Origin of the sequence: Mesorhizobium sp. M0715 (assembly GCF_040320355.1) — a bacterium.
In the GTDB taxonomy this organism is placed as follows: domain Bacteria; phylum Pseudomonadota; class Alphaproteobacteria; order Rhizobiales; family Rhizobiaceae; genus Mesorhizobium.
This window is the reverse complement of sequence record NZ_JAMYPL010000005.1, coordinates 253,776-269,096: the sequence shown is the minus strand read 5'-3', so window position 1 is coordinate 269,096 and position 15,321 is coordinate 253,776. Positions and strand designations below refer to the sequence as shown.

Here is a 15,321-nt window from a genome sequence, read left to right as displayed (position 1 = left end):
ATGGCCGCCGGACGTTTCCCAAGCTTTGGCCTTGCCACACCGCCGGCGCCGCGCGCCATCGGGGCCGATGAGGCGATCGCGCTGCTGAAGGGCGGTCGGGCCAAGCCGGCGTCGCTGCTTGCCTATGGCAATGGCCGCTCCTACGGCGATTCCTGCCAGAACGAGGCCGGAGCGGTCGTCGATATGCGATCGCTGAACCGCATCCACGCCTTCAACGCCGAAACCGGTGTTCTCGAGGCGGATGCCGGCGTGCTGTTGTCCGACATCATCGCCCACGCCGCCCCTTACGGCTTCTTTCCGGCGGTTGTGCCAGGCACGCAATTCGTCACGCTCGGCGGCGCCATCGCCAATGACGTGCATGGCAAGAACCATCACCGGCGCGGCACCTTCGGCTGCCATGTCGAGAGCTTCACGCTGCTCAGGTCCGACGGAAGGACCTATCGCTGCTCGGCAGCAGACAATGCGCGCCTGTTTGCGGCGACGATCGGCGGCATGGGGCTGACCGGTCTCATCCTGTCTGCCTCGATCCGGTTGATGCGGGTTCATTCGCTCGACATCGTCGAAAAGGCGACGCCGTTTCGCGATCTCGACGAGTTCTTCGGTTTGGCCGAGGCGGCCGATCAGGCCAATGAATATGCGGTCGCCTGGATCGACCAACTTGCCGGCGGCCGCAATAGCGGTCGCGGGTTGCTGTTTACAGGCAATCATGCCGAGCACGGCTCGCATGCCGCCTCGCGCGCCGGTGGCAATCTCTCGGTGCCGGTCCAGCCGCCGTTCAATGTGCTCAACCGGCCGTTCCTGACCGCCTTCAACGCCGCCTACAGGTGGAAGAAGGGGCGGTCGACGGCGCCGCGCCAGGTTGGCTACCAGGGCTTCTTCTTCCCGCTCGACGGCGTGCGCGACTGGAACCGGCTTTATGGGCCGAAAGGGCTTTTCCAACACCAGAGCGTGGTGCCGGAAGCGGCGGCGCGCGAGGCCGTGCCGGCATTGCTTGCGGCTGCAAGGCAAGCCGGGCAGGGCTCGTTCCTCACCGTATTGAAACGCTTCGGCTCCATCCGCTCGCCGGCGCTGCTGTCGTTCCCGCGTCCCGGCTACACGCTGACGCTGGATTTCCCCAACAGGGGGGCTGCGACGCTGGCCTTGTTGCGGGAACTCGATCGCATCACCGTCGAGGCAGGCGGCGCCGTCAATCCCTACAAGGATGCTCGTATGGGCGCAGACATCTTCGCTTCGTCCTTTCCCGAATGGCCGCGGCTGGAGTTGCTTCGCGATCCCGCCTTCCTATCGAGTTTCTGGGCGCGGACGGCAAGGAAGCTCGACACGCGGCGCTGCGTAGCCGAGGCAGCGGAATAGATATAACTTGAGTAATTCTTGGTATCGATCGTTAAATCCATGATTCACTCAAAACATTCTTGTGGCTTCACGAAATGTTTGCTTGTTTGTAATAGGAAGCATGAAGGGGTGGCTCGGAACACATGAAATACATCGTCTTCATTCTCTTTACGGTCATGACCAATGCCGCCGCACAGCTGATGCTGAAGCAAGGCATGATGTCGCTCGGGCCGATCTCGTTCGAGGGCGTCAATCCGCTCGTCAAGCTGTTGCAGATCGTTTTCAGCCCCTGGGTGTTCCTTGGCCTCTGCACCTTCGTCATCTCGATGGCCTCGCATCTCTATGTGCTGTCCAAGGTCGAGCTCTCCTTCGCTTATCCGTTCCTCAGCCTCGCCTATGTTGCCGTCGCCATCTTCGCTTATTTCGTCTTCCGCGAGGACCTCAATGGCTGGCGGATCGCCGGCATCGCCTTCATCTGCGTCGGCACGGTGCTGATCGCGCAAAGTGGCCGGGATTTGGGTAAGCAAGGGCATGAGGACCAGACCGCTTCCATCATGCCCGACAAGATCCAAGCAAACGAGATCATTCGATGAGACATGTGATTTTCGGCGGTGACGGTTTCGTCGGCCGCCACCTTGCTCCGAAGCTTGTGGCCGATGGTGAAGAGGTTGTCGTCGCCGACGTCGTCAAGAGCGACCTGCCGCAGTACCGCACCGTCCGCTTTATCCAATGCGACGTCACCGATCCGGCGTCGGTCGCGGCGGTCGGGCTGAAGGCCGATGATATGGTCTACAATTTGTCGGCCAAGATGCTGTCGCCGATCCAGGTGCGGGCCAAGCGGCACGATTTCTTTTTCCCGGTGAATTTCCACGGCACCGAGCACATCATGCAGGCCATGGACAGAGCCGGTGCGACAAAACTCGTCCACTACACGACCGACATGATCTACGGCCACACGGTCACGCAGCCGATGACCGAGGAGCACCCGGTGGCGCCGCTGGGCGAATATGGCTGGTCGAAGCAGAAGACAGAGGAGTTGGCGGCCGAATGGCGCAAGCGCGGCATGTCGATCTCGCTGTTTCGCCCGCGCCTGATCATCGGCCCAGGCCGGCTCGGCATCCTGGAAAAGCTGTTCAAGCTGATCGACTGGAACCTTCCCGTGCCGATGATCGGTTCGGGCAGGAACCCCTATCAGTTCATCTCGGTGTTCGACTGCGCCGAGGCCGCGCGCGCGGCCTGGAAGGCCGGTGTGCCTAATGAGGCCTATAATCTGGGTTCGCTCAACCCGCCGCCGGTCAAGAAATTGCTCGGCGATTTGATCCGGCATGCCGGCTCGAAATCGATCCTGATCCCGACACCGGGCTGGGCGGTCAAGCGCACGCTCGACCTGCTCGACCTCTTCAACATGCCGATCATGGACCCGGAACAGTATCTGATCGCCGACGAGGACTGCGTGCTCGACGTGTCCAAGGCCGGGCGCCAGCTCGGCTGGGTGCCGCAATATCGCGACGAGGACATGCTGATCGCCGCCTATAGCGAGTACCGCGCAAAGAAAGCCGGCCACGCAGTCGCCACCAAACATGTGCCCGCCGAATAGCGGCTCGCAAAACAGCTTTCGTTGCGCCCGATCCTGGTCGTGCGTGCAGACAGGAGATTGAAATGACCGTCATGGCCAAGCCCGAACAGACCAATTTGCGCACCATGGTCAGCGCGCCGTCGCTGTCGCCAGCGACCATCGCCAAGCCCGATTTGATCAGCGTCGAGCAGGCCAAGGCGATGGACGTCGCCCGCATGACCGACCTGTTCAAGGCGCATCTCAACCCCGGCCAGCTGCACTTCATGAAGCTGCTCGGCTTCCACAAGATCAAGATCGAGCGTGCCGAAGGCATGTTCTACATCGACCAGAACGGCCGCAAGATCCTCGACTTCTTCGGTGGTTTCGGATCGCTGGCCTTCGGCCACAATCATCCGCGCATCCTGGAAGCACGCAAGAAATTCCAGGAGGAGAAGCGCCAGGAAATCGCCATCGCCTTCATGTCGCAATATGCGGCGGCACTTGCGCACAACATCGCCAAATGCTCGCCCGGCGATCTCGACATGGTGTTTCTGGGTTCGTCCGGCTCGGAGGCGATGGAAGCGGCGGTTAAGCTCGCCGAGCGCGCCGCCGGTCCGAAGCGACCGAAGATCGTCTATGCCGAGAATTCCTTCCACGGCAAGACCAAGGGCGTGCTGGGCATCACCGACGGCCAGCTCTACCGCGCCGACTTCAAGGTGGCCGAAAACACGGTCCGCATCCCGTTTGCCGACATCGAGGCGGTCGAGCGCCTGTTCCGTTCCGACCCGGAGGTCGGCGTCATCGTGCTGGAAACCATCCAGGGCGGCGGCGGCATCATCCAGGCGCCTGCTGAATATTGGCAGAAGCTAAGGGCGCTGTGCGACCAGTATGGCGTGTTGTGGGTCGCCGACGAAGTGCAGTGCGGCTATGGCCGGTCAGGCCGCTTCTATGCCTTCGAGCATTACGGCGTCATTCCCGATGTGACGGCGCTGGCCAAATCGCTTGGCGCCGGCAAGGCGGCGGTCGGCGCGATGATCGCGCGGCGCGAGGTCTACATGAAGGCCTATGGCACGCCGAAAACGGCGATGATCCATGCCATGGCGACCTTCGGCGGCATGGGCGAGGCCTGCGTCACCTCGATCGAGGGGCTCAATGTACTCTATGATGAAGGGCTGATCGACAATGCCGCCATCACCGGCGACTATTTGCTGCAGCGCCTGCAGACGCTCAGGGAAAAGTACCCGAAGATCATCAAGGAGGTGCGCGGCAGGGGTTTTATGATCGGCCTGGAGTTCCACGACTTCTCGCAGACCTTGCCGATGGTGTTGCGGCCGATCGTCAGCGTGCTCGACGACAAGCTGAAGGGTTCGCTGTCGGGCTTCATCGGGGCGCTGCTGTTGCGCGACTACGATGTGCTGGTCGCCTTCACCGAATACAACCGCAACGTCATCCGGCTCGAGCCGCCGCTGATCTGCCAGCGCGAGCATGTCGACCGCTTCGTCGACGCCTTCGACAGCCTGCTGTCGCGCGGCATCGTGTCGATCGTCAAGGATTTCGTCAAAAGCCAGGTTCGTTAAGCGAGTTCGCTGGGTACAACGATGCTGACCAAGTCGCCCGATCCACAAAACCCGCTCGACCGCCTCATCGGAGCCGGTCTGGCGTGGGGCGAGGGGACTTATGCGCGGCTGGCAGCACCGATCGGCGCGGCGGCCTTCGCGCTCTACATTCTTTTTACAGCGTTCACCGCCTGGGTGATGCCCGACGCCAACTGGGACATGCTGCCCTATCTCGCTATATCGGAGGAAGGCACCTATCCCGATGCGCAGGCGCTGCATGACTATGCCTACAACACTGTCAAATCGGGCGTGTCCGCAGGCGACTATAAGGCGCTGACCGACGATGGAGGCGGCTTCCGCAGTCACATGACGGAGAATGCCGCCGACTTCCATTCACTGCTCGGCATGTACCGGATCAAGTTCCTCTATGCCGAGATCCTGTCGACACTGAGCGCGGTGATGTCGCCGGTCGAGGCAATGCGACTGGTCTCAGTGTTCTCCGTGCTGCTGTTTGGCGCGATCGCGTTGATGTGGCTACGCTCCACAGGGGCATTGGCGTTGGCGCCTATCGTCGGCGCGGTGCTGATCATGGCCGATTTCGGCGATGCGGCACGCGCTTCGACACCGGATCTGCTCACTTCAGCGCTGCTGCTCGGCGGGCTCTATGCCTATGTCCGCGGCCTCGAGGTGGCAACGGCGATCCTGCTCTTCCTCGCCTTCATGGTACGGCCGGACAACATTGTTTTCCTGGCGATTTTCGCTGTGCTGCTGGTCGCGTACCGGCAGAGGGCATGGGGTGCGCTGGCCGGTTTTGCCGCTTCCTTCGTGGCCTACTTCGCCATCTCTCACTGGGCGCATCATCCCGGCTGGGCGCCGCATCTGTGGTTCTCCAGCATCGAGCAGCACTTCAATATGGACGGATTCGAGCCGCCATTCTCGGTCACCACCTATCTCAGGGCGTTTGCCACCTCGCTGCTGCGCGCCGTCAGCCTGAACAGTTGGGTCGGCGTGTCGGTGCTGGCACTGGCCGGCTGGTTTGCTGCCGCCCGCGCCGGCTTCCGCCTCGATCGCCGCGCCGGCATCCTGTTTGCGGCGCTGGTGCTCGGTGCGCTGGCGAAGTTCACCGTCTTCCCGATCCACGACACGCGCATCTATTTCCCCCATCTGATTCCGCCATTCCTGCTGCTGGCGACGCCGTTCATGGCGCTGTGGGCAGCCGTGGCTCGCGGCCAGAATCGCGCTGCCATGCAAATCATTCCCGGAGACAAGTCATGAGTTCGCTATCCAGCCTGGCGCGCGTTGCCCTGTCGCTTGCTCTTCCCAAGGGCGTTCTCGATCGCGGCCCGTCGCTGCGCGGCACCAAGTTCCTGGCCAGGGCGGCGCTGAAGGCGCGTTTTGGTGGTGCAGGGCGACCGTTCCAGATGGTCAATGTCGGCGCCTGCGACGGCGCACTGTTCGACGATGTGACGCCTTGGCTGCACAGGATTCCCGGTGCACGGGCCATGCTGGTCGAGCCGATCCCGTACAACCAGAAGAGACTGCGCGCCAATTATCCAGACACGGACCGCTTCATCATCGAGCCGGTGGCGGTGACGAAGACAAAGGGCACGATAACCGTCCACACCTTCGATGCCGCCGCCCTCGAGGCCGGCACGTTGCCCATCGAATTTATCGGCTGCTCGTCGGTCACCGACACCAATCTGATGTCGGGCAAGAATGCCTGGGGCGAGGCCGACGCCAATTTCAACAAGTTCGCGCCGCATCTCAGGGACATCGAGGTGCCATCCGAGACCTTGCAGACGCTGCTCGATCGCAACGGCATCAGCCATATCGACGCTTTCCTCGTCGATTGCGAGGGCGCCGACTGGATCGTCTTCGAACAGCTGGACCTCAAGCGCTACCGCCCCGGCATGATCAAGGTCGAGGTCGGCGCGCTGCCCGCCCCGGAGATCGGCCAGGTCGTGGTCAAGCTGAAGACATCAGGTTATCAGGTCGGCTTTCAGGCCGAGGACATCTGGGCCTTCGCCTGAGTTAGCCCACCGAAAAGCGAACCGCCCCAGGCGCCGGTGTGAAGCATTCTGCCGTCTGGTCGCTCGGCTTTTTGCCAATGTCGCAAACAGGCTTCAATCGGCCTGCCGCTCCGCCCTATAGTCCGCCCGCTTTATCACTTTGGAGTCGCGGGCAATGGCAGAGTTTCCGAAAAAGGCGAAGGTCGTCATCGTCGGCCTGGGCGGTATTGTCGGCGCATCGATCGCCCATCATCTGATCGAACGCGGCTGGGACGATATTGTCGGCATCGACAAATCAGGCATCCCGACCGATATCGGCTCGACCGCGCACGCCTCCGACTTCTGCTACACCACCAGCCACGATTTCCTGTCGTGCTGGACGACGCTCTACTCCATCGATTTCTACGAGAAGATGGGTCATTACGCGCGTATCGGCGGCCTTGAGGTTGCGCGTGTCGGCGACGACAGCCGCATGGAAGAGATCAAGCGCAAGATCGCCTCCGCCAAGGCGTTTGGCACGCGCGCCCGTCTGATCGAACCGGCCGAGATCAAGGAAAAATTTCCGCTGATCGAAGAAGCGATGGTGCAGGGCGGCCTGTGGGATCCCGATGCCGGTCTGGTCATCCCGCGCTCGCAGACGGTCGCCGGCAAGCTGGTCGACCAGGCGGAAGCCTCGGGCAAGCTCAAATCCTTCGCCAACACGCCGGCTCGGTCGCTTGTCGTCAAGGACGGCCGCATTTCAGGCGTGGTGACCGATCGCGGCACCATCGAGGCCGACTATGTCATCGTCTGCGCCGGCATATGGGGCCGGCTGATCGCGGAAATGGTCGGCGAGGATCTGCCTGTCATGCCGATCGACCATCCGCTGACCTTTTTCGGCCCCTACAACGAGTTTGCCGGCACCGGCAAGGAGATCGGCTGGCCGCTGCTGCGCGACCAGGGCAACTCGGCCTATATGCGTGACACCGGCGATCCAAAGACCGCCGAGGGCGGGCAGATCGAGTGGGGTTACTACGAAGAGACCAATCCGCGCCTTTGCCATCCGCGCGACCTGCTGGAGAAGGACCAGGCGCGGCTTTCGCCCTCACAGCGCGACCTCGACATGGAGCAGATCCTGGCACCGCTCGAACGCGCCATGGAACTGACGCCGATCCTCGGCGAACTCGGCTACAATGAGAGCCATTCCTTCAACGGTCTCTTGCAGGTGACCGCGGATGGCGGCCCGTCCATGGGCGAAAGCCAGAAGGTGCGGGGCCTTTGGTATGCCGTCGCCATCTGGGTCAAGGATGGTCCCGGCATGGGCAAGCTGATCGCCGACTGGATGACCGACGGCCGCACCGCGATCGATCACCATGCCATCGACTATGCACGGTTCTATCCGCACCAGACCAAGGAGCAATTCATCTGGGATCGCTGCACCGAGACGGCGATGAAGGTCTACAATCCGGCGGTGCATCCGCGCGAGCCGTTCTCGAAAGCCCGCAACATCAGGCGCTCGCCGTTCTGGGAACGCGAGAAGGAACTCGGCGGCTATTTCATGGAGCTTGGCGGCTGGGAGCGCGCCCACGGCTACGCCGCCAACGAGCATCTCTTGGAAAAATACGGCAACCGGGTGCCGGTGCGTGAGAACGAATGGGACAACCGCCATTTCTGGCGCGTCTCCAATGCCGAACATCTCGCCATGAGCGAGGATTGCGGCATCGTCAACCTGTCGCATTTCGCTATGTACGACATCGAGGGTCCCGACCATGTCGCGCTGCTGGAATGGCTGTGCGCGGCCAAGATCGGCGGCGACAACAACATCGGTAAGGGCATCTACACTCACTTCCTCGACGAGGAAGGCATGGTGCGCGCCGACTTCACCGTCATCCGCATGGCCGACCGCTGTCGTTTGATCGATGGCGCCGACGCCGGTCCGCGCGACTTCCAGTACATGCGCCGCACGGCACAGGACAAAGGTTTCGACGTCACCATCACCGACGTGACCGAGAAATATGTCACCATCGGCATCTGGGGGCCGAACGCCCGGGCGACGTTGCAGAAGGTGGTCGAGAATCCGGACGGGCTCTCTGTTGAGAACTTCCCATTCGCGGCGATCAAGCCGGTCCGGATCGGCGGCAAGGATGTCAGCGCTTTCCGCATCTCCTATGTCGGCGAGCAGGGCTGGGAACTGCATATGCGCTACGAGGACGGTCTCGCTGTCTGGAACGCGCTGCGCTCGACCGGCGTGATGCCCTTCGGCGTTGAGACCTATGCCAACACCCGCCGTATGGAAAAGAGCCTGCGCCTGCAGAACGCCGACCTTTTGACCGAGTACAACCTGCTCGAAGCCGATCTTGCGCGTCCGAAGGTCAAGGAGAACGACTTTTGCGGCAAGGCCAAACATGTCGAATACCGCGCCCGCGAGCACCAACCGGCCATGCTGTGCACGCTGGTGATGACCAGTAATGTCGATTCCAAAGGCGTTGCCCGCTATCCTGTCGGCACGATGCCGGTGATGGACCCGAAGACCGGCGAGACGCTGGTCGACGAACTCGGCCGCCGGTCGTTCACCACGTCGATGGCCTATGGCCCGACCATCGGCAAGAACATCGGCCTCGCCTATCTGCCATGGGCCTACGCCCAGGAAGGCCGCAAGCTCACCATCGAGTATTTCGGCGAGACATATCCGGTCGAAGTCGCCGCTGTCGGCTACAAGCCGCTTTATGATCCGGAGAATTTGAAGCCGCGCAGTTGAAGCAGCAGAATTTGAGAACGCAAAGCCCGGCCTTGGTCGGGCTTTTCCCTTTTTAAACGGGCTGCTTTCGCTTACCCTTGCGGAATGTCTGCTTTTGCCTGTGCTAGACATTTGCTTTCGGGCTGTGCCGCGTTCGCGCTGACGTTTTGGTTGGCGCCGGCGTCCCTTGCTGACGAGCCCGTCGATGTCGAGCTGGTGCTGGCCGTCGATGTCTCGCTGTCGATGTCACCGGACGAGCTCGAGATCCAGCGTCATGGCTACGCAGCCGCGCTGACGCACGACAATGTGCTGCAGGCCATTGCCGACGGCGCCCATGGCAAGATCGCCGTCACCTATGTCGAATGGGCCGGTACCACCTGGCAGCGCGTCATCGTGCCGTGGACGGTGATCGCCAGCCGCACCGACGCCGAGCGCGTGGTTGCGCAGTTGTCGGCGCAGCCGCCCAACAGCGCGCGGCGCACCTCGATCTCCGGAGCGCTGGAGTTCGGCAACGACCTGTTCGCCGAAAGCGGCTACCGAGGCACGAAGCGGGTCATCGACATTTCGGGCGACGGCCCCAACAATCAGGGCGCGCCGGTCAACCTGACCCGCGACGAGCTGATCAAGCAAGGCATCGTCATCAACGGCCTGCCGCTGATGACGCGAGGCGGCTTCACCGGCGCCTACGACGTCAGCAATCTCGATCGCTACTACAGCGACTGCGTCATTGGTGGTCCCGGAGCCTTCATGATCCCGGTCAATGACTGGACGCAGTTTCCCGAAGCCATTCGCCGCAAGCTGGTGTTGGAACTCGCCGGCCCGGCCTCGCCGCAATGGGCGGCGGAAGAAGCCGCGCATCCGCCGGTGATATTGGCACAGGAGAGATCCACCACCGACTGTCTGGTCGGCGAGAAAATGTGGCGAAACCGCAGCTGGATGTTCGACAGCCGCTAAAGCTCTTCCCCATTGAGCGTGATCTTTGCCGAACCGGCTCCCGCTCTTGCCCCGCTGCCTACCTGTTCGGGCTTACGCTCCAGGCTTGCCTCCGCGACCGAAGCAGTGGCAAACTGGGCAGGCCGCGTGACCCAGCCAGGAGCGCTGCCGAACCGAGGAAAAACCGATGAGACGTCTTGCCATCCTGACCGCAGTCGCGTCCGTGCTGTATGCCGACGTCGCCAGCGCCCAATACAACCAGGCTGCCTGTATCATGTTCGAGAACGGGAATTTTCGCGGGCGGTCCATCGGCATGGGTGCCGAGGATTCCGTAAATTTTCGTGGCGGCCAGTTCTGGAATGACCGTGTGTCGTCGGTGATCGTTCGCCGCGGCTGCACGCTCGTGGCCTATGAGGATTCTAGGATGGGCGGCCGCTCGATCGAGATCACGCGCAGGATCCGCAATTTGGGCGGCAGTGACTGGAACGACCGTATCTCCTCGGCGGAATGCACCTGCGACGATTACTGAGGTTGGTTCCAGGCAGCGGGGCGCCGCTGCCTGACGATATCATGACACTAGCCTGTTTGTCCGTGGGCGTATCGGATCAGGCCGCCAGCAGCTGCTTGCGGTCTACGCGCTCCTGCTGCGGCGAGCGGGCGTAGAGTTCTCGGTAGCATTTGGAGAAATGCGATGCCGAGACGAAGCCGCAGGCGACCGCCACCTCGACTACCGGCATCGACGACTGGATCAAGAGGTGCCTGGCGCGGTCGAGCCGGATTTCCAGATAGTAGCGGGCAGGGGAGCGGCCCATCTCGGTGCGGAACAGCCGCTCGATCTGGCGGCGCGACAGATCGACATGGTCGGCGATCTCGATCAGTGACAGCGGCTCCGACAGATTGCCCTCCATCAGTTCGATGATGGTCAGCACCTTCGAGTTCTGGACGCCGAGGCGGGCGCGTAGTGGCAGGCGCTGGCGGTCGGTGGGGCTGCGTACGCGGTCGGTCAGCACTTGCTCGCAGACGCGGTTGACGAGGTTCTCGTCAAAGTCGTCGCCGATCAGCTTCAGCATCATGTCGAGCGCGGCAGTGCCGCCGGCGCAGGTGTAGATATTCTGGTCGATCTCGAAGAGGTCGGCAAAGACATTGGCCTTCGGAAACGCCTCGGAAAAGCCCGGCAGGTTCTCCCAGTGGATGGCGCAGCGCTTGTTGGACAACAGGCCGGCGGCGGCGAGGATATGCGCGCCGGTGCACAGGCCGCCGACGGCGACGCCGCGATTGTATTCCTCGCGCAGCCAGGCGAAGGCGGACTTGTTCTGATAACGCTCGACATTGATGCCGCTGCAGACGATGGCCATGTTCGGCCGGTCGGGGCCGGCCATCTTCTTGCGCTCATCCTCGAGCGAGGTGTTGACCGCGCATTCGACCCCGTTCGAGGCGCGCACCGGCTTGCCGTCGATGCTGGCGAGGCGCCAGCGATAGGCCTCGTAGCCGAGCATGCGATTGGCCGAGCGCAGCGGGTCGAGCGCGGTCGCAAAAGCGATCATGGTGAAATCGGGAATAAGGAAGAATACAAACGATCGCTTGATCGGATGCTTTACCGCGTTCAAGGGAACCTCACACAGCCATGGCGCGAACAGGATGTCGCGAATAGCATAGCGACATCAGGAAAAACCATGTCTGTCAATCGGCTACGCCGCTACGACAAGATTAAATTTGCGACATGGGTCGCAAATGGGCAATCGGCGTGCAGCGAGCCCTGGAAGTGGCACGAACTGTTCAAGGGACGGGCAACGTACGGCCTGCGCACAGAACAAAACGCCGCTCTGGCTGGAGCCAGGCGGTGTTGCAATTTTAAAGCAGCGGCAGGGATGCGCTGCCTCTAGAAATCTTCAGGCGATGAAGCCGAGGCGCGCCGCATTCATGGCGCCGGTCTGGCCGGGCATGGTGTTGGCAAGACGCTGACGCTCGAGAGCGGTGGTCAGGTTCATTTCGCGGCGGGCAAAGAGGCGTGCAAAAAGCTTCATAATCATCTCCATTTGTTGCTTAGACGGGTCGCCTTCGCTTGATGGAGTGGGGCAGCTCGTTTGCTGGCGCTGATATAGGCTTGTGTAAGCAGAAACTAAATCGCAAAAGCGAAGCGCTTGATATGAAATGCGACATCGATTGCGACAGATTTGAGCAAGGTGCCCAAAATTTACGATTATTTACAAGGCATTAATTGGAAACAGGAGCTGCTATGCGGCTTTCTCATATGCGTCATGCGTCATGCGCCGGCGACATGGCTCCAAAGCTCTGTTGAATACAAATAAAACAGAGAAGGCCTGCCGGGCGGGCTGCGCGGCAGGCCTTCAGCACATGGTACACACGATCTACTTTGCTCCAGCCCAGGATCCGATGCCATTGCGAGTACCGGTCTTGGTGTCGGAAGCTTCAGGCCAGCCGATATCCTTCTGCAGTTCGATCGGCAGGGAGCGGATAGCGCGCTCGGTCTGGTAGCGGGCGCGTGCCGCGCTGAATTCGGTCGCGATGCGACCAAGGGACGACAGGATAGACATCTCTTTCTCCTTTGGGTTGGCTAGTGCCAGACAGCGAGTTGGGGTTTGTTTCAACTTCATTTCGTGTCGAATGCAGGTCTGTGTCGAGGTCGTTTCATGGCTGCTCGTGGCAGCTACTGCTTCGATGGAGTTGACTATCCTCCCAATCTGATGTTCAATCAAACGAAATGGAATGATGTTTTGTATCAGAAAAATTGAAGGTCGGTTGCCATGAACGCCCCGCTCAATCATCCGCTGCCACTGCTCGATCTCGATGTTTTGCGCACGTTCGTGGCGATTGCCGAGACCGGCAGCTTCACCACCGCCGCCAATGCCGTGTTCCGCACGCCGTCGGCCGTTTCCATGCAGATCAAGAAGCTCGAGGACATTCTCGGCCGCTCCGTGTTCGCGCGCGACGCTCGCTCGGTGTCGCTGACCACGGACGGCGAGATGCTGCTCGGCTATGCCCGCCGGCTGCTGTCCATTAATCGCGAGGTGGTGTCGAAGTTCATCATTCCCGACATTGTCGGTGTGGTGCGGCTTGGCTCGCCGGACGATTACGGTGAGCGCGTGCTGCCGCATGTGCTGAAGCGTTTCGCGCAGTCGCATCCGTCGATCGCCGTCGACGTCACCATAGACCAGAGCAGCAATCTGCGCCGGCGCATGGACGACCGGGCGCTCGACATCACGCTGTTGACCAATTCCTACAAGACCAGCGCGCTCGGCGCCGAGGTGCTGCTGACCGAGCCGATCGTCTGGGCCGGCGCCAAGGGCGGCTGTGCGCATCTGCGCGAGCCCTTGCCGGTATCGCTGTGGGAAGAGGGCTGCGCCTGGCGTGCCGGGGCGCTCGACGCGCTTGGCCGCGAGGGCCGCAACTACCGCATCGCCTATATGAGCGCGCACACGGCCGGCCAGCGCGCCGCGATCATGTCCGATCTCGCCGTGGCGCCATTGCCGAAGTCGTTCCTCGGCAACGACATGGTCGAACTCTGCCCGAAGGACGGCATGCCCGACATCGGGACCTACAATCTGGCAATGGTGGTGGCGCCGGATGCCAGTGCCCCGGTCAAGGCCGTTGCCGACCACATCCGCGCGACTTTCGAAGTCTTCCGGGAAACCGGCAAGTTCTGACCGGCTGGCAAGGACGATAGTATAGAGCTACTCCGCCGCTTCGGCGGGGCGCTGTTCATGCCTTACTCTCGTATCGTGCACGATCCGGCTCTCCCCGAGAAAGGCGACGATGCGCTCGCGGGCGCGCCGGGCTTCCGGCATGTCGATCAGCGGCCAGACGTGGAACATGCCTTCCTCATAGACAAGATCGATTTCAACGCCGGCTGCGCGGGCTTTTTCGGCGAAGATCAGATTGTCGGGAGTCAAAAGATCGCGCGAGCCGGTCAAAAGCAGCGTTCTTGGCAGCACGGACAAATCTCCATAGACCGGGCTGATGTGCCAATCGCTGGGATCGATGCCGGCACTGTACAGGCGAATTGCCTCTCGTCCGCCAGCTATGCCCAGCCAAGGGTCGTTGCGTTCCGCCTCGAACACTGCGGGATTGGTGAGCGACACGTCGAGACCCGGCGAAATGAGCACATGCCGCGACGGCAGGGGCAGTCCTTCTTCGGCGGCCATCATGGTCAGCACCACAGCCATATTGCCGCCGGCGGAATCGCCCATGAAGACGATGTCTTCGGCTTCCGTCTCGGCGAGCATCTGCCGGTAGACATCGCCAACCATTCCGAACATGGCATGGAAATCGTGTTCGGGAGCGATTGGATAGATCGGCACCGTGATCCCGTAGCCCAGCCGATCCGCCATCTCGGCGATTAGGTGCCAATGATAGGGTGTGATTTCAAAGACATATGCACCACCGTGCAAGTAGAGAATCCGCTTCTGCTCGCCGGTCCTGGGTGCGATTTCGTAGACGGGGAAGCCATCGACCGTATGCATCTCGATGTCGAGACGCTGGTGCAGCGAGGCGGGAGGCCGGTGGTTCTCGGTCTTGCGCGCGGCCGCGATCCAGCGCTGCAGATTTTCCGGACTGGCAAATGCCTGCTTGCGGCTGTGCCGCAGGACAAAAGACACGACATGGCTTTTCAAACTTGGCATGCGGATACGCGAACTTCGGCCAAAGCCGACTAAGAGAACCCCCACTATCTTCGAAGATCGTGCCGTGGCCGAAAATGTCAAGATTCGCGCCGTATCTACACGCTGGTGTGATCCGCGCCGCGATGCTCAGCGGCGCGGCAAAAGTGCGGCACGCAGCCGGTTGCTGGTGGTCGCCGGGGACATGCGTGATCCCCGGCGCATGCCGAGCAATTTGCATTTGTCGGCGAAGGTCATCAGCGCGCGGCGCTCCAGATGGTGTTGATGAGTGCTGCCTTTTCGCTGGATCGCGGCGACACCGGCCAGCCGATGTCCTTCTGAATCTCAGGCGGCAGACTGTTCAACAAGCGCCGCGCCTTGCTGCGGTCGTGAGCATTCTTGATGGCCGTGCCATAGCGGCCGAGGCTTTCGAGCATTGACATCGTTGTCTCCTCTGGAGCGTTGCGACGGCTGAAAGATATCTCCAGCCTGCCATTCGATGCCGGTTGAATGCGCCTGCCATGTATCTGGCGAATTTCACGAAAACAGCGTTTTGGTTTCCGGATCAAGCGATCCGGAAACATTTGCATGCAAATGAGTTTGG

Annotated in this window: 15 protein-coding genes; 10 read left to right on the top strand and 5 right to left on the bottom strand. The window is 61.6% G+C overall.

From position 1 onward, the window contains the following. The 9 genes from NKI21_RS09025 (at position 1) to NKI21_RS08985 (ending at position 10,630) form a co-directional block, all read left to right on the top strand. On the top strand, positions 1-1,353 hold the full coding sequence (locus NKI21_RS09025; RefSeq protein ID WP_023812333.1) for an FAD-binding oxidoreductase: 1,353 nt from the start codon (positions 1-3) through the stop codon (positions 1,351-1,353). A gap of 122 nt (positions 1,354-1,475) precedes the next feature. Continuing rightward, positions 1,476-1,925 (top strand): EamA family transporter, encoded by a 450-nt coding sequence (locus tag NKI21_RS09020; protein ID WP_023812332.1) that lies wholly within the window; start codon positions 1,476-1,478, stop codon positions 1,923-1,925. Beyond that, entirely contained in the window at positions 1,922-2,929 is a 1,008-nt protein-coding gene (locus NKI21_RS09015) for an NAD-dependent epimerase/dehydratase family protein (RefSeq protein WP_128304388.1), read from the top strand. The genes NKI21_RS09020 and NKI21_RS09015 overlap by 4 nt, the downstream gene beginning before the upstream one ends. Before the next feature lie 104 nt (positions 2,930-3,033). Continuing rightward, positions 3,034-4,464: an aspartate aminotransferase family protein gene (locus NKI21_RS09010; protein ID WP_245273256.1), complete on the top strand. Its 1,431-nt coding sequence runs from the start codon at positions 3,034-3,036 to the stop codon at positions 4,462-4,464. A gap of 21 nt (positions 4,465-4,485) precedes the next feature. Next, on the top strand, positions 4,486-5,718 hold the full coding sequence (locus NKI21_RS09005) for a glycosyltransferase 87 family protein (protein WP_023812329.1): 1,233 nt from the start codon (positions 4,486-4,488) through the stop codon (positions 5,716-5,718). Next, the gene (locus NKI21_RS09000) at positions 5,715-6,473 is read left to right on the top strand and encodes an FkbM family methyltransferase (RefSeq protein WP_023812328.1); all 759 of its coding nucleotides are present in this window, start codon (positions 5,715-5,717) and stop codon (positions 6,471-6,473) included. Before NKI21_RS09005 ends, NKI21_RS09000 begins: the two co-directional genes overlap by 4 nt. A 154-nt stretch (positions 6,474-6,627) precedes the next feature. Next, the gene (locus NKI21_RS08995) at positions 6,628-9,189 is read left to right on the top strand and encodes a GcvT family protein (RefSeq protein ID WP_352439860.1); all 2,562 of its coding nucleotides are present in this window, start codon (positions 6,628-6,630) and stop codon (positions 9,187-9,189) included. A gap of 84 nt (positions 9,190-9,273) precedes the next feature. After that, positions 9,274-10,122: a DUF1194 domain-containing protein gene (locus tag NKI21_RS08990; RefSeq protein WP_352439861.1), complete on the top strand. Its 849-nt coding sequence runs from the start codon at positions 9,274-9,276 to the stop codon at positions 10,120-10,122. A 166-nt stretch (positions 10,123-10,288) separates the two neighbouring features. Then, positions 10,289-10,630: a peptidase inhibitor family I36 protein gene (locus NKI21_RS08985; protein WP_023812325.1), complete on the top strand. Its 342-nt coding sequence runs from the start codon at positions 10,289-10,291 to the stop codon at positions 10,628-10,630. Positions 10,631-10,706: 76 nt separating this feature from the next. On the opposite strand, the gene NKI21_RS08980 is transcribed toward NKI21_RS08985, so the two are convergent. The 3 genes from NKI21_RS08980 to NKI21_RS08970 all read right to left on the bottom strand — a co-directional run bounded on the left by NKI21_RS08980 (position 10,707) and on the right by NKI21_RS08970 (position 12,656). After that, positions 10,707-11,645 (bottom strand): GlxA family transcriptional regulator, encoded by a 939-nt coding sequence (locus tag NKI21_RS08980; RefSeq protein WP_348625597.1) that lies wholly within the window; start codon positions 11,643-11,645, stop codon positions 10,707-10,709. Between the two features lie 345 nt (positions 11,646-11,990). Then, a complete protein-coding gene (locus NKI21_RS08975; protein ID WP_023812324.1) occupies positions 11,991-12,125 on the bottom strand; it encodes a hypothetical protein in 135 nt (44 codons plus the stop codon). A gap of 345 nt (positions 12,126-12,470) precedes the next feature. Beyond that, positions 12,471-12,656: a hypothetical protein gene (locus NKI21_RS08970; RefSeq protein ID WP_013531162.1), complete on the bottom strand. Its 186-nt coding sequence runs from the start codon at positions 12,654-12,656 to the stop codon at positions 12,471-12,473. A gap of 210 nt (positions 12,657-12,866) precedes the next feature. On the opposite strand from NKI21_RS08970, the gene NKI21_RS08965 reads away from it, so the two are divergent. Next, complete coding sequence (locus NKI21_RS08965) at positions 12,867-13,766, top strand: LysR substrate-binding domain-containing protein (protein ID WP_127291815.1); 900 nt, start codon at positions 12,867-12,869, stop codon at positions 13,764-13,766. 27 nt (positions 13,767-13,793) lie between these two features. Here the strand turns inward: NKI21_RS08965 and NKI21_RS08960 are convergent, their stop codons facing one another. Both NKI21_RS08960 and NKI21_RS08955 read right to left on the bottom strand, forming a co-directional pair. Then, the gene (locus NKI21_RS08960) at positions 13,794-14,741 is read right to left on the bottom strand and encodes an alpha/beta hydrolase (RefSeq protein WP_128304386.1); all 948 of its coding nucleotides are present in this window, start codon (positions 14,739-14,741) and stop codon (positions 13,794-13,796) included. Positions 14,742-14,974: 233 nt separating this feature from the next. Continuing rightward, complete coding sequence (locus NKI21_RS08955) at positions 14,975-15,154, bottom strand: hypothetical protein (protein ID WP_348629751.1); 180 nt, start codon at positions 15,152-15,154, stop codon at positions 14,975-14,977. Positions 15,155-15,321: the final 167 nt, after the last annotated feature.